The organism is Sediminibacterium ginsengisoli (assembly GCF_900167075.1).
Classification (GTDB): domain Bacteria; phylum Bacteroidota; class Bacteroidia; order Chitinophagales; family Chitinophagaceae; genus Sediminibacterium; species Sediminibacterium ginsengisoli.
Genome location: NZ_FUWH01000002.1, coordinates 234,815 through 253,656 on the forward strand (window position 1 = coordinate 234,815; position 18,842 = coordinate 253,656).

General features: G+C 46.2%; 17 protein-coding genes. 7 read left to right on the plus strand and 10 right to left on the minus strand.

Annotation, left to right across the window (positions count from 1 at the left end):
* Window positions 1-32: 32 nt before the first annotated feature.
* Window positions 33-566 (plus strand): hypothetical protein, encoded by a 534-nt coding sequence (locus tag B5D42_RS04125; protein ID WP_078830177.1) that lies wholly within the window; start codon window positions 33-35, stop codon window positions 564-566.
* Here the strand turns inward: B5D42_RS04125 and B5D42_RS04130 are convergent.
* Window positions 563-1,231 carry a response regulator gene (locus tag B5D42_RS04130; RefSeq protein ID WP_078830178.1) on the minus strand — a complete coding sequence of 223 codons (669 nt, stop codon included), beginning with the start codon at window positions 1,229-1,231 and terminating at the stop codon, window positions 563-565. The genes B5D42_RS04125 and B5D42_RS04130 overlap by 4 nt on opposite strands.
* 84 nt (window positions 1,232-1,315) lie before the next feature.
* A complete protein-coding gene (locus B5D42_RS04135) occupies window positions 1,316-2,341 on the minus strand; it encodes a WD40 repeat domain-containing protein (protein ID WP_078830179.1) in 1,026 nt (341 codons plus the stop codon).
* Window positions 2,342-2,447: 106 nt separating this feature from the next.
* Here B5D42_RS04135 and B5D42_RS04140 point away from each other — a divergent pair, with 106 nt between their 5' ends.
* A complete protein-coding gene (locus B5D42_RS04140; protein ID WP_176112896.1) occupies window positions 2,448-3,638 on the plus strand; it encodes a tetratricopeptide repeat protein in 1,191 nt (396 codons plus the stop codon).
* Between the two features lie 31 nt (window positions 3,639-3,669).
* Entirely contained in the window at window positions 3,670-4,542 is an 873-nt protein-coding gene (locus B5D42_RS04145) for an MORN repeat-containing protein (protein ID WP_176112897.1), read from the plus strand.
* On the opposite strand, the gene B5D42_RS04150 is transcribed toward B5D42_RS04145, so the two are convergent.
* The gene (locus B5D42_RS04150) at window positions 4,537-6,837 is read right to left on the minus strand and encodes a tetratricopeptide repeat protein (RefSeq protein WP_078830182.1); all 2,301 of its coding nucleotides are present in this window, start codon (window positions 6,835-6,837) and stop codon (window positions 4,537-4,539) included. The genes B5D42_RS04145 and B5D42_RS04150 overlap by 6 nt on opposite strands.
* Before the next feature lie 176 nt (window positions 6,838-7,013).
* Here B5D42_RS04150 and B5D42_RS04155 point away from each other — a divergent pair, with 176 nt between their 5' ends.
* The gene (locus B5D42_RS04155; protein ID WP_139366977.1) at window positions 7,014-7,556 is read left to right on the plus strand and encodes a hypothetical protein; all 543 of its coding nucleotides are present in this window, start codon (window positions 7,014-7,016) and stop codon (window positions 7,554-7,556) included.
* A gap of 15 nt (window positions 7,557-7,571) precedes the next feature.
* Here the strand turns inward: B5D42_RS04155 and dapB are convergent, their stop codons facing one another.
* The 5 genes from dapB to B5D42_RS04180 form a co-directional block, all read right to left on the minus strand.
* Window positions 7,572-8,288 (minus strand): 4-hydroxy-tetrahydrodipicolinate reductase, encoded by a 717-nt coding sequence (dapB, locus tag B5D42_RS04160; RefSeq protein WP_078830184.1) that lies wholly within the window; start codon window positions 8,286-8,288, stop codon window positions 7,572-7,574.
* Window positions 8,289-8,359: 71 nt separating this feature from the next.
* Window positions 8,360-8,962: a DUF5683 domain-containing protein gene (locus B5D42_RS04165; protein WP_139366978.1), complete on the minus strand. Its 603-nt coding sequence runs from the start codon at window positions 8,960-8,962 to the stop codon at window positions 8,360-8,362.
* A gap of 94 nt (window positions 8,963-9,056) precedes the next feature.
* Complete coding sequence (locus tag B5D42_RS04170; RefSeq protein ID WP_078830186.1) at window positions 9,057-9,989, minus strand: ParB/RepB/Spo0J family partition protein; 933 nt, start codon at window positions 9,987-9,989, stop codon at window positions 9,057-9,059.
* 32 nt (window positions 9,990-10,021) lie between these two features.
* Window positions 10,022-10,822 carry a ParA family protein gene (locus B5D42_RS04175; protein ID WP_078830187.1) on the minus strand — a complete coding sequence of 267 codons (801 nt, stop codon included), beginning with the start codon at window positions 10,820-10,822 and terminating at the stop codon, window positions 10,022-10,024.
* A 58-nt stretch (window positions 10,823-10,880) separates the two neighbouring features.
* Entirely contained in the window at window positions 10,881-11,588 is a 708-nt protein-coding gene (locus tag B5D42_RS04180) for a metal-dependent hydrolase (protein WP_245825543.1), read from the minus strand.
* Between the two features lie 232 nt (window positions 11,589-11,820).
* Here B5D42_RS04180 and B5D42_RS04185 point away from each other — a divergent pair, with 232 nt between their 5' ends.
* Window positions 11,821-13,074, plus strand: a complete 1,254-nt coding sequence (locus B5D42_RS04185; RefSeq protein WP_078830188.1) for a metallophosphoesterase — start codon at window positions 11,821-11,823, stop codon at window positions 13,072-13,074.
* Between the two features lie 70 nt (window positions 13,075-13,144).
* Window positions 13,145-13,744 carry a porin family protein gene (locus B5D42_RS04190; protein ID WP_078830189.1) on the plus strand — a complete coding sequence of 200 codons (600 nt, stop codon included), beginning with the start codon at window positions 13,145-13,147 and terminating at the stop codon, window positions 13,742-13,744.
* 61 nt (window positions 13,745-13,805) lie between these two features.
* Here the strand turns inward: B5D42_RS04190 and B5D42_RS04195 are convergent, their stop codons facing one another.
* The gene (locus B5D42_RS04195; RefSeq protein WP_078830190.1) at window positions 13,806-16,022 is read right to left on the minus strand and encodes a DUF4954 family protein; all 2,217 of its coding nucleotides are present in this window, start codon (window positions 16,020-16,022) and stop codon (window positions 13,806-13,808) included.
* A 22-nt stretch (window positions 16,023-16,044) separates the two neighbouring features.
* The gene (gene glmS / locus B5D42_RS04200; protein ID WP_078830191.1) at window positions 16,045-17,883 is read right to left on the minus strand and encodes a glutamine--fructose-6-phosphate transaminase (isomerizing); all 1,839 of its coding nucleotides are present in this window, start codon (window positions 17,881-17,883) and stop codon (window positions 16,045-16,047) included.
* A 408-nt stretch (window positions 17,884-18,291) separates the two neighbouring features.
* On the opposite strand from glmS, the gene B5D42_RS04205 reads away from it, so the two are divergent.
* Window positions 18,292-18,810 (plus strand): hypothetical protein, encoded by a 519-nt coding sequence (locus tag B5D42_RS04205; RefSeq protein WP_139366979.1) that lies wholly within the window; start codon window positions 18,292-18,294, stop codon window positions 18,808-18,810.
* Window positions 18,811-18,842: the final 32 nt, after the last annotated feature.

Consider the following 18,842-nt stretch of genomic DNA (forward strand, 5'->3'; position numbering starts at 1 on the left):
AAATCATTTTCTTTACATCCTAATTTATAGTCATGCGGAACATCATTAAAGTAACCATACTTATACTTTGCGGAATATACTCTGTTTCCACTGCAAACGCCCAGCTGCTGAAGCGCCCCAGGGTACTGCTGTTTGCCAATGGTGCTTACGCATCGCCTTCCAACGATGAAATGAAGAAAGCCTATAAAAACGGCGTTGCCGTTGAATTCGGCGGCGGTATCGGGTTTGGAAAGACCATGCTGGTTGGTACCATCGGCTATCAGGCCTACAGTAATATCAGCAACCTCAGCGGTATTCCAAACGGCACACTTAAAGTAAATCCTTTAAAAATCGGGATCCGGCAGAACATTATCGGTCCTTTGTTTGTACTGGGTAACGGTGGGGTAGCGATCCAGAGCTATTCTAAGAGCGATGCCAAATCCAGCAATTTCATTTATGAACTGGGCGGCGGTCTTAAACTCGGCCTGTTCGAATTCCAGCTTACCCATAACAGCTGGAAACAACCCGGAGCTTCTGCCAATTCAAGTGCACTGCTTTTCAAAGGCGGACTCGCATTCAAACTTTAAGCGTCTTTACGGGAAGTGCTGCTCCTGTTGATAAGCTTATGCTCATAAGCATATTTGACAAGCCCCAGCAGGCTGCCTGTCTGGGTTTTCCGGAAGATATTCTTGCGATGGGTCTCTACCGTTCTTTCGCTGATAAAAAGCGTGTCTGCTATTTCCTTATTGGAAAACTCCTTTTCAATTAATTGAATGATCTCGATCTCGCGGTTCGTTAGCCTTACTTCTTCCTGTTCCTGGCGCTGACTGCTGAATCTCTGCAGCTCATTCAATACTTCATCACTGAAATAAATACCGCCTGCCGCGATCTTTTCGATCGCATGGATCAGTTCATGTTTGCTGATGTTCTTGAGCACATAACCAGAAATATCGGCATCGTTGATCATTTCATTCACCACATCTCCTTGTCCGCTCATGCTGAGAGCCAGTATACGGATAGACGGATATGCTTCCTTTACCTGTTTTGCAAGTTCCCTGCCGCTCATGCCGGGCATCATGATATCCGTAAGCAGGATCGATACCTGTTCCTGTTTCAGCAGCCGGATCATATCTGTTGCTGATGTTGCCGTGGCCTTGATAACGATGGCTGGATGTTTATCGAGCAGCGCCGCAATCCCGTCTATCACGATCTGGTGATCATCAACTATTGCAATGGGGATCAATGGGGTCATGTTTAAAATAAGCGGGATAAAAATACCGCTTATTTTAAATCGGACTGTTTTTTTATTCGAACAAATGATGCCTGCCTGCGGGTGCTATTTACCCGGAACCCAGTCAGTATAATCTGATACGTACAGCTGGTTGCCGATACTGTAAAGCACTTTGGTGTTATCCGGACTGAAAGTAATATTGCTGAACCGGTACCAGCTGTCTTTCATACCCGGCCTTTGTTTAAAATCTATCTCCCTGTTTTTTTTGAAATCATTATAAAGCACAAGCACTTTATGCGCATAGATCATAACGGCAGTATTACCGTCGGGAGAAATGGCTTTTCCATACGTGCTTCTGTAAGATGCATCCCTGTTTTTCCCCACTCTTTCATACGCAATGTCTTTCATCTGCTTCAGGTCGTACAGGTAGATTCTGGCCATGGTGCTCACTAACATCCGGTATCCCTGCCTGGCAATATAAAAACCGTTAATGCCGAGATCGTTGGGTGCAGTGAAACGTACCGGAGATTGCTGCTTTTTAAAATTGATCAGTTCTAATTGTGAATAGCCGATATTGGCCAGGATCTCCTCATTGTTGAAAAAACTGATTTTGGGCGCAGCTGCATCCAGCGCAATTCTTGTAGAAAGCGACTGATCATAAGTGTTGAACACCAGGATCTGTTTTGCCTTCGCTGCGCTGATGGCATACATTTCTCCACCGGGTGAAAAGGCACCGGCTTCTATCTGGTCGTCTACAACCTGGCCTGAAATGGTTTTGATGTTATCAATGCTGGTTATATCATACAGGTATACACAACCTTTCCGGCTTGAATAACCGCTGCCGCCAACCAGCAGCAATGTAGACGCTGGGTTGAATACCATCCAGTCTGCTCTGGCCGGGATGGTAAGACTGGCTTTGCGTACCAGGCTTTTATCGTAGATCTGGAGATTTGTACAATTATTGTCTCCCTTACAGGTGGTTAAAACGGCAAACAGTGAACTGCCGGCGTTGTACACGATCTCTTCAATATAGTTGCCCGAAGAGTCGACCAATGTACTGCTTTTCAGCTGTGCCTGTGTTTTCACTGCAAACAGAACGGTTAAAAGAAAAAGGGCGGTAAGCGATTTCATGGATCTTTTGTTTGTGTAAAAGTATCTGAGCCTGACTGCTGCAGAATACCCTGCACTGGGTATTTATGGCATGTGGCAGGACTCTACTTTTACCAAAATGTATCACATGAAATCTATTGCCCTGTTTGTCTGCAATCTGCTGACAGGATTCATACTGACTGCCCAGACCGTGAATGAATTGGAAGATAAAGGCACCCAGGCTTTCCGTGAAGGCAATTTCTCCAATGCTATCGGCTTTTTTGAAAAAGCAGTGGAAAAGGATAGCAACAGCCTGTACAGCCTGAATGCACTTGCCAATCTTTATCTCAATAAAGGGCAGCTCGGTAAAGCCTATACGGCAGGAATAAAAGGTCTGCGGTTAAGTAAAGAGGATATGAATTTCCTGGTGGTAATGGCACGGACTACACTTGCTATGGAAAAAGGCGCTGAGGCTTTACAATTGGCAGATAAAGCAATAGAGAAAGATCCGTCCTTCTTCCAGGTATATGCCATTAAAGGAAATGCACTTGACCTGATCGGTAATATACAGCTTGCTGTTGGTGCTTATTCAAAGTGCATACAGTTGAATGCTGATTATGCGATGAGCTACTATGACCGGGCGAATGATTTTCTTTCCCTCGGCAGGTATGAACAGGCATTGAAAGACTATGATAAATTCATCTCCTTGAATAACCGGTTTGCACCAGCATATAACATGCGCGGACGTGCCTATTATGCGATGAAAAAATACCCTGAAGCTGAAGCCGATTATTCGCAAGCGATACTGATCGATCCGAAGAATTACTACGCGTATAATAACAGGGGGCGTTTATATGCAGATCAGTCAGACAGCCGCAAAGCATTGGCCGATTTCGAGTCAGCTATAAAGATCGGGCCCGGTATAATGGACGCTTATTATGAAATGGCGCTTTGCCTGGATGCAGCCAAAAACTACGAAGCCGCATTAACTGCCGTGAATAAAGCGCTTGGTGTTACCAGCAGCCATGCAAACAGCTATGCGCTGAAAGGGTCGGTACTGTTGAAGCTGAATCGCGAAACCGAAGCACTTGCCGCAGCAGAAAAATGCCTGGCGGTAGAAAAGCTCAATCACGACGGACTGATCGTAAAAGCTTCAGCGCTTGGTAATCTTAAGAAGTTCAGCGAAGCTATTGCGGTACTGAATCTTGCCGTGAATGAATATGCCATGGATCCCGTGATGTACGGCCTCCGCGCATTTATGTACAAACAGTCCGGTAAAAACGATCTTGCCGATGCTGATAACAGGAAGGCGAAAGAACTTGCAGTTAAAACGCCGTAATAATGAGAATCTCAAACATAAAATATTACAGATGAAATCGTATCTCTTATGCCTGGCATTATGTTCCTGCACGCTGCACCTTTCCGCGCAGTGCAAATCAGGCAATTGTGTGAACGGAAAAGGTAAATATGATTACGGCTGGTGCGTATATGAAGGCGATTTTTCGGATGGGAAACCCGATGGGGAAGGAGTGATGGTCTATGACGATTATACCTATACAGGACACTTTACCAAAGGTGTGGAAAATGGCAAGGGGATTGTAAAATATAAAAACGGCAAAGAAGAACAGGTATATTATAACAATGGTGTGAAAGTGGATTACGCCGCAGCGAAAGTAGATGCAAAGGATTTTAAGGAAGTGTCAGGCCATGATCCTGACTGCATCAGCGGGGATTGTGTAACGGGTAACGGTACTTACCGGTTCAGCAGCGGTAATACTTACTCCGGTGAATTTGTGAACAGGGCAAGACACGGAAAAGGCATTTTCCGTTTTGCAGACGGAGACCGCTATGAAGGAGTTTTCACCAACAACGAAAAGAGCAAAGGCGTATATACATTTGCCAATGGCACAAAGTATACCGGAACTTATCTGAACGATAAAGAATACAACGGCGTTTATACAGCTACCAACGGAGCCAGTGTTTCCATCGTAAATGGTAAAGCCGTGATTAAGCCGGCACCTGCATCTGCTACCGCAAATGCAAGAGCGTCAGCTTCTGCCCAGGGTAACAGCGGTTCTGCCAGTACCATGTGCATGCAGTGTTTTGGTTCAGGAAAGATCCACTCAACAGTTTATGGCGGCCAGGTTGAAAGAGATAAATACGGGAACCGCTCTTTATCTTTCGGCAGCTACAGCCGTTGTCTCGCCTGCAGCGGTACAGGCAGCGTTAAAGTAAAACTATAAGGAATTTGCAAGCGGTACATGGATGGCAATCACTGTTCCCTGGCCGGGCGAAGAATTCCATTCTACTGTTCCTTTCAGGTAACTGATACGTGTTTGGATATTCTTCATGCCGATGCCTTCATTACCTCTCTGCACCTGCGGATCAAAACCGACCCCGTTGTCTTCAATGGTGGCGGATAATCCATCTTCATCTCTGAATAGTGAAATATCGAGGTGATTCGCACGAGCGTGTTTGATCACATTGTTCACACATTCCTGTATCACCCTGTACAGTACGGTTTCCGTATTGCTGTCCAGCTTGTTTTGCAAGCCTTCCGTATACAGGTTGATCTGTATGATGCGGTCATCGATCTGGTTGATGAATTCACGCACGGCGCTGGCAAGCCCGGATTTGAGCAGGGCATTCGGCATCATGTTGTGAGAAACTGCCCGCACTTCCTTGCAGCTTTCATCGATCATGGCAACTACTTTTTCAAAAGCTGCGCGATGGGATGGGTCTGCAAAAGCAAGGTCTCCCTCCATGGCGCTGAGGTTCATTTTTGCAGCACTCATTACCTGGCCTACGCCGTCGTGCAGATCGGTGGCTATCCTGCTTCTTTCTTTCTCTTCCGCTTCGATCACGGCTTTCGATGCCAGTTCCTGCTGCTGCAGGATCGTGGCCTGTAATCTTGCTTCCTGCCTGCGTTTGTAGCGGCTGTAGAAACTATAACCCAGCAATAATGCGGAAAGGAACATGAGCGCAATAATGCCGATCCAGATATTCCGTTTGGCAACGAGCAGCTTCTGGTTGTCAAGTTCCAGCAACTGGATGCGTGACAACTCTTTCAGCGACTGGATACTTTTTTCCTTTTGGGTGGAATCCAGCTGCTGGCGAAGGATCTGCTGTTCCTGCGATTTTATTTCGAGTTCGTTATTGGCAATTGCAAGTTGTGCATCTGCCAGCACCAGCCGGCTCCTGGTGAGCTCCAGCTGCTGATTACTGATCTGCAGGCTTTTGATGGAGTCTGCTTTGCCCAGTAACAATATCTTCAGCTCCTTCTTTTCCGTTTCATACCTGATATTGAGATCTGCAATGGCTTTGCTGTTCTCGGTGTTCAGTAAAGAATCCTTTGCTTCTACAAATAACCTGTACTGTTCCAGTGCCTGCTTCAGGTTGCCGATGGCTTCATAATATTTGGATTCTATCTCATAATACTGCTTCTTCTCTGCATTATTCCCGCTTTTCAGGCTACTTACTGCGGCACTGTCGATAGCCGTCCTGGCGGCAGTAAATTTTTGCTGTTCGATATACGCTTGTGCCAGCCCCAGGTAATAGGTAGATACAGAACGCCTGTTGCCGATATTGCCTGCCAGCTGAAGCGCTTCGAGATAATGCTTTTCAGCGAGCCCGAATTCCTTTTTCCGGAAGTATACTTCTGCAAGATTGGTGGTAATATGAAGCAGCTGCCTTTTATCGTTGAGAGGCGTATAATGCGTTCTGGCCCGGAGGAGGTAAGCAAGGGCTGTTTCAAAATCCTGTTTTTCCGCATAAGCTGTTCCCAAAGAAATCAGACTGATCCCTTTATTGGGCAGGCTGAGTTTGTCCTGTATCCGGAGCGCCTGTTTGCTGTAATCGATGGCTTTGTCGAACCTTTTGGTCATAATGGCTACAGTGCCAAGATAATTGTACACATCTGCGGTGCGCGGTTCATCATTCATCTGCTCAAATACCCTTAATGCCTGCAGGAAATAATCTGTTGCTTTTTCGTAGTTGCCAAGGTCTTTATGAATGAAACCTATATTGGCAAGACTTTGTGCCACGGCATTGTTATCTCTGATGGCCCTCCTGATCTGTAAAGCTTCGTTATAATATTTCAGCGCTTCGGTATAGTCTCTTTTCTCAATATATACATTGCCCTGATTATTGATTCCATTCGACATATTGAGACTGTCCTTGTATTGCAAGGCATGCCGGTACTGGTTCCTGAAAGCTTCGAGCGATTTTTCATATTCTCCCTGCTGGTAACGGATAATGCCGAGCCGGTTATAAGCTTCTGCAACAGGACGGGCAAGTGCGGGAAAACCTTTGGCACCTGTAATATACCTGTTGGTGTACGCAACTGCAGAATCAAGGTTTCGCGCGCCACGGTAATAATAAACAGACAATTGCTGAAGGATGCGAAGCCGTACCGTATCATGTCTGGCCAAAGGCAGCGCCTGTCTGAGACTGTCGGCATTGATGACAGTCTGTGCCGTAAGATCATTCACGCAGCACAAAAACAGTAAAAGCAGGAAGGAGCCTGTTCTATTTCTCATAATCAGTAGTCGTAAGCAGATGAGAAGTATCGAGTTTTTTCAAAAATGAAAATAAAATCACTGATCGGCCATACCCTCTGTGCGGTATTTATGAACCTAATGAATAAATACCCTGTGCCGGGTATAGGATGGCCCTTGTTATCCGGACATATTTGCAGCATAAAAACAACCAAACAATGAAACAATTTTTCTCCAGGACTTATGTAGTTATGATTGCAATGTTTACACTGGCCGTATCATGCAAAAAAGATGATGGAACTTCAGGCGGAACAGGCACCGGTGCAACGGTTACATGCCGTTACGGTTTTGATGGAAATGCCGGAACAGACTTCAAGTCCACTCAGGCGGGCATTGTGCAGACCACCGTGGCAGGGATAACAACTTTTGGTATTTCAGCTATCCGCGATGGCGGTAAGGAAGCGATTACCATCACACTGCTCAAGAAAGTGACCGCAACAGGTAAAATCCAGTTCGGGCCTTCTGCATCGAATGGCGGGATCGTTATCACGAAAGATTATACCAAACCAGCAGACGGAAGTCTTAATTATTCATCTGATAACAGGGGCGCTTCAGGAACAGCCATGACAGCCGGCGGTGAGGTGGTGATCACCAAACTCGATGGTAATTATGTGGAAGGAACGTTCTATGTTTTATGTTACAACAGCAACGGTAAAGAAGCTTTCGCAGAACAGGGACAATTCAAAGGAACGATCAATTAATAAAATGCCGGGTCTTTACAGGCCCAGCACTTCTTTCATACTGTAAATTCCCTTTTTGCCGGCTGTGAATTCAGCGGCAAGCACAGCACCGCCGGCAAAACCCTGGCGGTTATGTGCTGTATGGATGATCTCGATATCATCTACCGCGGAACTGTACTTTACTTTATGAGTTCCCGGAGCGGGGTCTGTGCGTTCTGAAATAATGGACAACTCGTTTGCCGCTGTTGTTTCGCCGTTCACCCATTTTGTTTTGGAGACGATCTGCTCCATGATCTGTTCTGCCAGTGTGATAGCGGTGCCACTCGGAGCATCTTTTTTCTGTGTATGGTGTATCTCTTCCATTGAAACACTGTAGTCTGCATGCGATTTCATCAGTCCGGCGAGATATTTGTTCACTTCAAAGAAGAGGTTAACGCCGATGCTGTAATTACTGGCATAGATCAGTGTGCCGTTCTGCTTTTCACAGTATGTTTTCACTTCATCCCAGTGTTCCAGCCAGCCTGTGGAGCCGCATACAACAGGGATCCCAAGCTCCAGGCATTTCATAACGTTGTTAAAAGCGCTGTGCGGACCGGTGAATTCTATTGCCACATCGATCTTTGCTGCATTTTCGCTGTTCAGCTCGTGTGCATTGTCAATATCGATCTTTAATACCACTTCATGTCCTTTGCCGGTGGCCACCTGTTCGATGGCCTGGCCCATTTTGCCATAACCGATCAACGCTATTTTCATATTAAAAGTGTTAATGATTGTAAGATGAAATCCCGGGCAAACTTAGGTTGAAATCTGCTTACTTGTTTGATTTAACGTGCAATCGGCTGCTTCTTTACCGCAGGCTTGATGCTCAGCGTAAGACCAACGCCGGCGCTTTGCGTATTGAGAATGGGCTTTACGTTCAGGGAAAGATCGTCCGATACATCAAACTGCTTCAGGTGACCGAATACTGTAGCATCTGCAACCTGTAATCCCCAGGCCGCAAGAAACCAGAGAATAGAATAATCACGGTCGCGCCTGAAAGCGTTACGGTAACTCTGTACGGATGCTGCACTCAGTCCGCGTAATTCTGGTGCGATCTGGGCCATGCCACTGCTGTCGCCCTGACTGGCGCGATATAATGCATCGTAGGCGGTTTTGGTCTTGTTATACCAGTTATTGTTATAGATGAACAGACCTACGGGTATGGCGATGATCCCGTAAACGATCGGGATCTTCCAGTATTGCTTGTTATACGCCTGGCCCCAGCCCGGTATGATGGCTGAACGACGGGTTGCCTTACGCGGATCGTGCAGGGCAACGGGTGGAAGACTGTCTTTCTTTTTAAGTGCAGATGTATCTGTAATAGTAACAGGCGCAGGTTTCCGCGCTGGGGTAGTGTCGGTACGCGGCGACAGCAGCTTTGCATTCATCAGCGATTGTTTATCGTCCTGAGCATGCAAAAGGCTGCAGAGGCTGCAACCAAGGAAGAGCCATATAAAATGCCTGTATTTTTTCATCAGAAGATCAGCTCACGGTCACATTCATTGCATCCAGTATCTTGTTGAATTCTTCAAGGGAATAATACTCGATGCTGATGTTCCCGTACCCTTTTTTATTATGGGTCAATTTTACTTTGGTTCCGAAATGTGAAGCTAAATTATCTTCAATCTTCTTATATGCGGGCGGGAGGTCAGACTTTACAGCAGATTTAACAGCTTGGCCTTTTTCATTCTTGTAAAGATTGCGCACCAGTTCTTCCGTCTGCCTTACGCTCAGACCTTTCTGCTGGATCTCTTTGAAAACGAACAATTGCTTGTCTACTGTTTCAATGCTGATCAGTGCCCTTGCATGGCCCATGCTGAGTGAGCCGCTGCGGATGGCAAGCTGGATATCGGGCGGAAGTTTCAGTAACCGGATATAGTTGGTTACAGTGCTCCTTTCCTTACCCATACGCTCAGCCACTTGTTCCTGTGTATGGTTGAGCTCTTCCATCATGCGTTTATAACTCAGCGCAATTTCTATGGCATTCAGGTTCTCACGCTGGAGGTTTTCCAGCAGGGCGAGTTCCAGGAGTTCTTTGTCGTTTGCCTGGCGGATATAGGCCGGCATATCTTTCAGACCTGCCAGTTTCGATGCCCTGAAACGGCGCTCACCCGCGATCAGCTGGTATTTGCCGCTCGCAAGTTTGGAAACGGTGATGGGCTGAATAATATCGTGCAGTTTGATCGATGCCGAAAGCTCATTCAAAGCCTGCTCGTCGAAATCGCGGCGCGGCTGTTTGGGGTTTACCTGGATATCGCCGATCGGGATCCGCACCATGGATGTAGCCTGGTCTACCACATCGGTCTTTAAGGTTCCTGCTGTTGTTTTCAGGTCTGCATCTATATTCTGCAACAGGGATCTGAGACCTTTACCGATCAGTTCCTTACTCTGTTTATTCTGTTTGGGTGTACTCATGATAATAATCAGTTATGGCGGATGGCTTCCGGTTATTCGATGATCCTTTCTTCGTTCGACATTTTGGTCATACCGTTCTTCTGCAGGATCTCTTTGGCAAGGTTGAGGTAGTTTATGGCACCTTTGCTTTCCGCATCGTACAATACAACCGGTTTTCCTACGCTCGGCGCTTCACTGAGGCGGGTATTACGATGTATGATGGTATCGAATACCATTTCGTCGAAATGTCGGCGTACTTCGCTTACCACCTGGTTACAGAGACGCAGACGGCCGTCGTACATAGTCATCAGGATGCCTTCTATCTGTAATTCAGGGTTCAGCCTGCTTTGTACAATTTTGATGGTGTTCAGCAATTTACCAAGACCTTCCAGTGCAAAGAACTCACACTGCACCGGCACGATCACGCTGTCTGAAGCAACAAGTGAGTTCACGGTGATCAGGCCCAGTGAAGGAGAGCAGTCGATGATGATGAAATCGTATTTGTCTCTCACCGCATCGATGATACCTTTCATCACGTTCTCGCGGTTGGGGTAATTGATCATTTCGATCTCCGCACCTACAAGGTCGATATGGGAAGGGATCACGTCCAGGTTCGGTACATCGCTTTTCAGGATCACATCGGCCGCAGGCGTATTGTTCACCATACAATCGTACAGGCTGCTCGTAATATTATGCAGATCGAATCCGACACCGGTGGTGCTGTTCGCCTGCGGGTCAGCATCTACCAGCAGTGTTCTGAATTCCAGTACTGCAAGGCTTGCTGCAACGTTAATGGCTGTTGTTGTCTTTCCAACGCCGCCTTTCTGATTGGCTACTCCGATAATTCTCGCCATAATATGGGCCTTCTTGGCTTTAATGTTTTCCTGAATATGATAAATCTTCCTGTCAGTCTCAGATCTCGATGGTTTCCCCGATCTGCGGCAGCAGCAAAGTTTTTCCCGCCGCTTCAAATGCCTGAATGGCCGCATCACGGTCTACCTTGATAAAACCGAATGTGTCGTAATGTACGCCCACTATCCTGTCGCACTGTATCATGTCGCAGCAGCGGATCGCATCTGCCACATCCATCGTAAAATTATCCCCGATAGGCAATACCGCAAACGCCGGTTTTGCCCAGAGCGGTACCAGTTGCATGTCCAGGGTGAGTGCAGTGTCGCCGCTGTAATAGAAATCCGTTTCTGTTGTCATGAAGAGGAATCCCATCGGGTTGCCGCCATAACTGCCATCCGGTAAACCGCTGCTGTGCTGGGCGGCGGTACATTTCACGGTACCGAAATCAAATTTCCATTTACCGCCGGTATTCATGGGGTGCGTATTGGCGTGTCCCTGCTTCCCGATCCATTCGCAGATCTCGAAATTACTCACCACTTTGGCACCCGTGCGGGTAGCGATCGCCATACAGTCTGCCACATGATCGGTATGACCATGCGATAAAAAGATATAATCCGCCTCAATGGTATTAATATCGATCCCTTTCGCCAGTTCATTATAGGTAATGAACGGATCGAAGAGGATCTTTGCTCCGTTAATGGTAACGGCAAAACAGGAATGTCCGTAAAAGGTCAGTTTCATGCTGAACGGTACTTTGAAAGTGGTCAAAAATACGGGTTTGTAATTAGGATTTCATCATTGACCGGGAGTTATTAGGCAATTTGACAGGTTTGGAAGCTTTCCCGCCCGGTTTTGTGAACTGATTTTTGGTTCAAGCAGCTTCTGAAAGTTTTATGTATAATTAAATATTGTATATGTTTAGTGGTAAAACGATAGTGATACCGGGAAACAATAAATTTGCATGTTATCCGTCTCTGATTCAGATCAATTCAATCAACTCATGCGAAACGCTACTACCTGGTGGATCATTGCAGCGATCATGCTGGCTCTCGACTTATATGTATACCAGGCTTTAAAAACAGTTACCAGTAATGCGAGCGATAAAACAAGAATGACCATCCAGGTTGTTTTCTGGATCATTTCAGCTCTTACGATCCTTACGGTTGTAACATTCCCGTACCTGATGTCGTTACAGACATCGAAGATCTTCCGCAATTATGTATTTGCCATACTGGTAGGTTTGTTTTTTGCGAAACTGCTGGCATCGGTATTTTTTGCAGCCGATGATCTCCGGCGGGTGGCCGTATGGCTGATCGGGAAATTATCGCGCGATGCGGCAGGCAGCGGGGTAGGGGCGGGACAGGCAATACCACGGTCCACTTTTTTCAGCTGGCTTGGGCTTGGAATGGGCACTACCCTGTTCGGTACGCTGATCTATGGCTTCGGCAATAAATATAATTACCAGGTCAAAAAAGTGAAACTGGGTTTCCCGGATTTACCGGCCGCTTTCAATGGCTTAAGGATCGTTCATATCAGCGATATTCATAGCGGAAGTTTTCAGAACAAACAGGCTGTTGAACATGGTATCGACATGATCCTGCAGGAAAAACCGGATATGATCCTGTTCACCGGAGATCTTGTGAATGATCGTGCAGACGAAATGAAAGACTACCTGGATGTTTTTGGCAGACTGAAAGCGCCGATGGGTGTATACAGTACACTGGGTAATCACGATTACGGGGATTATGTTGCCTGGCCGTCGAAGGAAGAAAAGAATAAGAACCTCGATCAGCTTAAAAAGGTGCACGCAGATATGGGCTGGCGCTTACTGATGAATGAACATATTTTATTTGAAAGAGAAGGCGCACAGATTGCATTGCTCGGAATCGAGAACTGGGGTGCAAAAGGCAATTTCCCTAAATACGGAAAAATGGAACTTGCGTATCCCGGAACAGAACAGGCGCCTTTCAAACTGCTGATGAGCCACGATCCGAGCCACTGGGATGCTGAAGTACGGGTTAAATATCCTGACATTAACCTCATGCTCGCAGGTCATACGCATGGCATGCAGTTTGGCGTGGAAAACCCCTATTTCAGGTGGAGCCCTGTACAATGGATGTACAAGCAATGGGCTGGATTGTATGCGGAAGGAGAACAGAAATTATATATTAACAGAGGTTTTGGTTTTATTGGTTACCCGGGACGCGTAGGTATCCTGCCTGAGATCACGGTGATACAGCTGGAAAGGAAATAGCGGGTGAGATGCGGTAAGTAATTTCTGGCACAATCATTGAATTCATCTAAATCAAACAAAAGCGAAACTTATGAAACGATTATTACTGGCATGCTTTGCCATTGCAGTTTTCACCGGTGCTTCCTACGCGCAGGGCGGATTCCGCCTGGGTGCCAAACTGGGGGCCAACCTGAACAAGGTTGACGGTGTATCCTTTAAAGACGGGTTTGATTTTTCATACCACGCAGGAGGCTGGATGGAAATAGATTTCAACAAGAAATGGGGTGTTCAGCCGGAAGTGCTGTTCAATCAGTCAACCACACAACGTTCCAGTTTCAATACTTTGTACCCCACGTATGTAAATCCTTCTGCAGATCCGAATGGTAAGATCAAGCTGAATTATCTTTCTATCCCCATCCTGCTCCGTTATAATATCGGTAACCTGGTTACCCTGAATGCCGGCCCTCAGTTCGGAATACTTTTAAGCCAGGATAAGGATTTCCTGCAGAACGGAAAAGAAGCTTTCAAAAGCGGCGACTTCTCCATGGTGGGTGGTATACAACTGAACCTGAGCATGCTGCGCATCTATGGTCGTTACAATATTGGCCTGAGTAATATCAATGATATCGATAATCAGGATAAATGGAAGAACCAGCAGATCCAGCTTGGTCTCGGTCTTAAGTTATTGTAAGTTTTGCATGAACTTAATCCTGAGCATAAAAAAAACGCAGTCATGATTGACTGCGTTTTTTTTATTTCATATTTTTCTTCAGTGCTGCAATCTCTTTTTTGAAATGTGCCAGCGCTTTCAGCTGTTCTCTGATAAAGCTGTTGTCTTCCGGTTTGCCGATAACAGCGATCATCTCGGCAAAGCTTTCATACACCATTCTGCGGTAAGGATTACTGTAATCTTTGGCGCGTGAATCGTGAATGGCTTTTGTCATCCATTCCTTTGTGGACAAAGCGGCATCGAGTAATGCATTGAAACGATGGACGTCGGTCTTCCTGACATCAATACCACTGATCTCCTGTAATGCAGCCAGTGCGTGTTTCAGTTTCTGGTCCGGGTATTTATCTGCCTGTTTACGGTAGAAATCATGTACATCATCCCATGATTTTGTCTTTCCGTTCCTGATCCTTTCTTTTAAAATATCAATGTCTTCTGCAGGGATCATTTGTCCGCCTATATTCAGCCAGTTGTTTCTTTTTTTGAAAGCCGGTAACTGCTCTTTCAGCGATGCAAAATTTTTGACCTCGTTACTCCGGCAGAACTGCAATACCTGTGTTATGCCATAATAGATAACCAGATCCCGGAACAATGTATAAGCAGCAGACACTTTTATAAGAATGACTTTCCGCTTGCTGTTTTCAACATTGGTGAGCGAGATTTCAAGACTGTCGACAATCTTATTGCCTGATGCCAGCAATTGTTTGCCGGTAGCAATTGTCTCTTCGCGGGTGTATTTTTGCCTGCTATCCAGTGTCCGCTCATAGGCTTTTCCTGTAGCTTCTTCCAGCAGGGTGAGCGCACTCAACAATTCGTTAATGGTATCCGGTGCGAGGTAATCATATTCGAGAAATTGTGTACGCTCCGTACGTTTATCACGGTCGGCATATTTCCATGCATTCCTGGCCAGTGCGTACATGTTGTACATGAACCAGTAGCCAGGCATGATCACCAGCTGGTCTCTGCTGACGTCATTGCTTACGAGCGAAAACGGAATAGGGATATCGAGTTCGGCAGGGTAATCGCCTTTGGTAAGAATAGTGAAGCCCGCAAATCTTGAGTTATGTTTGAGACTTACACATAGCCCTGGCCAGAATCCGCGGCCCATAATGATCTCGCCATCTGCGCCCCGGCTGTTATGATTGGAACCAATGGTAGCACCTGCGGCAATATTACTTTGCCCCATCACCAGTGCGGCGCATAAAAAAGAATTATTATGATGCTGCTCATGTGCCGGGAAGATCAGTGAATTCAAAACTTCGCAGCATGAAATAGTTGCATTATGACCAAGGTAAGAATTGATGAGCCGTGCACCGTACTTCAGCTGAGAATGAGATGCCATGATAAACCGAACGGCTTTCACACCATAAAACAACCTGCAGCCATAGCCGATAATGCCGTTCACAATTTCACAGCCTTCGCCAATCTGCGTTTTCCCTTCCGGGCCGGAATTAACGGTGAGGTTTTTCAGTTTGTTGGCACCTTTGAAATAGGCATCCGATCCGATCCACGCGTCTTTGATAATATTGCAGTTCTTGATCACCGTACGGTTGCCGATCTTTCCGTAATAACCGCGTTTGTTGTCAAACTTCGCTTCTGTAAACTGTTTGAATTTTTCCTGCAGAACCGTATCGTCTTTATAACGACTCCAGAGGAAAGCATCTCCCGCTAGCATACCGTTGAAGGGTAATACTTTTCTGCCTGTATTCTCATTGCATATTTCCAGCCAGATCCGTACGTCTTCTGTCTCGTCTTTTTTGATAATGCCGTTACCGAATTTGGCATGGTTGGTTGCAACAAGTTCGTTTACGTTGGTAATGATCACTTCGCTTCCGATGATATAGTGCGAGAGATAATTGACATTGTCGATCACCACATTGTCGCCGAAGTCGCAGCTGATGATGGTTGAATTGTATAATCCCACAGCAGCTTTCAGATCGCTGAAGCCAAGGCAGTAAGGTTCAAGTTTACCGATGCGTACAAGTCCGTAGAACTTGCAGTTCCGTACCAGTTCAGGATTGAAGGCATCGGAGACAAGGATATTATTCCAGTTGTCGCTGATGTTGCCGTTCCTGACCAGCATCTCAATTTCAAAAGCGCCCAGCTGCCGGTACACGATGCCGTTGCTGTTCTGTGTATTCCGGAGATAATATTCATCCTTGCCTTTCGGTATATATTGCGCTCCGATAAAATTATAACCAAGCGCAGCGAGCGGTGTTTTTGAGATCAGGTTCTGAGCCATGCGGACCATTTGGGTTTGGGGGTTATTCAACAGTTACGCTCTTTGCCAGGTTACGGGGTTTGTCTACGTCGAGGCCTTTGGCGAGCCCTACATAATAACTGAGCAGTTGGAGCGGGATGGTGCTTAATAAAGGAGCGATCACTTCATCGGCATCCGGTACAAACATTACATCGTCTGCCATGCCCGGGATCACGTCGTCTGCGGCAGTTGCCACTGCGATCACTTTTCCTTTGCGTGCCTTGATCTCCTGTACATTGGAAACGATCTTTTCATAATAAGAATCTTTTGTAGCTACAAATACCACCGGCAGCTGATCGTCTACCAGTGCAATAGGGCCATGTTTCATTTCTGCGGCAGGATATCCTTCTGCGTGTATGTAAGAGATCTCTTTCAGTTTCAGTGCGCCTTCCAGTGCTACGGGGAAATTATAACCGCGTCCGAGGAAAAGGAAATCGTGTGCATCTTTGTATTTCGCCGCGATATTCTGTATCACAGAAGTGTCGGCAAGGATTTCTTTTACTTTTTCCGGAACGGCCTGCAGTTCATGCATCAGCTGCATATATCTGGCTTCACTGATCGTTCCTTTTGCATAACCGATCTTGAGGGCCATCATGGTGAGTACGGCAAGCTGGCCGGTGAATGCTTTGGTACTTGCCACTCCGATCTCCGGGCCGGCATGTGTATAAGCACCTGCATTGCTGAGTCTCGCAATACTGCTGCCTACGGCATTCACGACGCCGAATATGAATGCGCCTTTTTCTTTCGCGCTTTCGAGTGCCACCAGCGTATCGGCCGTTTCGCCGCTTTGCGAAATGGCAATGATCACATCACCTTCATTGATCACGGGATTCCTGTAACGGAACTCGGACGCATATTCCACTTCCACCGGTATGCGGCATAATTCTTCTATCTGGTATTCGGCTACAAGACCTGCATGCCAGCTTGTTCCGCAGGCTACGATAATGATGCGTTGCGCGTTTTTCAATGCATCGATGTGATTGTCAACGCCGCTCATGATGATCTGCCCGGACTGCGGTAAAAGCCTGCCGCGCAAACAATCGAAAATGGTGTCGGGTTGTTCGTGGATCTCTTTCAGCATGAAATGTTCATAACCGCCTTTCTCTATGGCAGCCAGTTCCAGATCCAGCTTGGTGATGAAAGGCGTTTGTTTTTCATTGCCGATATTTTTCAATATCAGTTCGTCGGGTCTTACAATCGCAATCTCATAATCGTTTACATAAACCACTTCCTTGGTATATTCAATAATAGGTGAGGCATCACTTGCAAGGAAATGCTCGCCCTTGCCGATGCCGATTACCAGCGGGCTTCCTTTTCTTGCGGCGATAATGGTTTCGGGATCATCGTCGGATACGAGCAGTATACAATAGGCGCCCACGATCCTTTTCAGGGCAATGCGTAATGCTTCTTCAAGTGTACAGTTGTTATTGGTCTTGATGTCTTCTATGAAATTCAGCAGCACTTCGGTATCGGTATCACTTGTAAAGTGATAGCCTTTTCCGAGCAGTTCTTTTTTGATCTGTGCATAGTTCTCGATGATGCCATTATGGATCATGGCAAGATGACCGCCTTGTGAGCGATGCGGATGTGCATTCCTGTCGCTCGGCTCACCATGCGTTGCCCAGCGGGTATGTCCTATGCCGATATGAGAGTTCAGATCCTGACCGGTACAGAATTCTTCCAGTTCGGCAACCTTTCCTTTTTTCTTGTAAACGTTTAATTGTCCATCGTTCAGCAATGCAACACCGGCACTGTCGTACCCCCTGTATTCAAGTCTTTTCAATCCTTTAAGTATAACAGGGTAGGCCTGACGCGGGCCTGTATAACCAACAATTCCACACATGATTTTAATAAATTAGTATGCAAGATTAATTATTTTAATGCAGCAAAAGATGGAGCATCAGCATCCGGAACGTATAAACACGGACCATGAAAACACCGTTTGATACCTAAAGAGAATAGGTATTGGAAGATGATTGCGTTTTGTTGCGTTCTTTAAAAGCAGACAGTTGCAGGAACCTGCTAAATTATAGCGTGAATAAACCTGGGTTGTCGCAATACTCCCTGCAAAAAACAGCAGGTGAAGAAAAATGTAGTTATATATTGAAGCCGCGCCGGAAGCGAAAAAAAATAAAAAAGATTATCCGTTTTTTGTGTCCGAAAAGCAGAAAAGACAATCTGTGGCCAGTAACCGTTCTATATTGGTCAGATCATGCAAGGGGAACTTTATATTAACCAGTTAAATAAAACTATGAACAAAAACCACATCAATATCAGCCATATTCTTTTGTGTGCCGTACTGGCAGGTTCCTGTTTAACTGCATGTGAATCGCAAAGCCGGCGTACAGAAACGGTGGTAATAAGCGACACTGTTGCGGAAGTGATCAGCGAGCCGGAACATACAGATGATCTGTCTGCTCCCGATACGCTGTTTGCAGATGGTACGCGACCTTCTTCCTGGAGTTCTGCCGGGTTTACCGATCCTTCTGCATTCAAAAATTTTCTGTCGAACTGGAAAGTATGGGTTCAGGCCGGAATGAAAGACAGTATAGTGGCATACACAAAATTTCCTTTACCAGCCTATAAAGACAAAGCGGGTTTTCTGAAAGCCTGGCCGGTTATTTTTTCTGCTGAGATGAAAAGAAAGATTGCTGCGCAGCCACTCAATGAGATCTTCCGCAATTACCAGGGCGCAATGATCGTAAACGGTGCATTCTGGTTCAGCCAGTTCCCGGAAGGCTACCGGCTGATCGCTGTTAATAAGCCATAAAAGAAAATCCGTCATGCAGGATGAACCACATG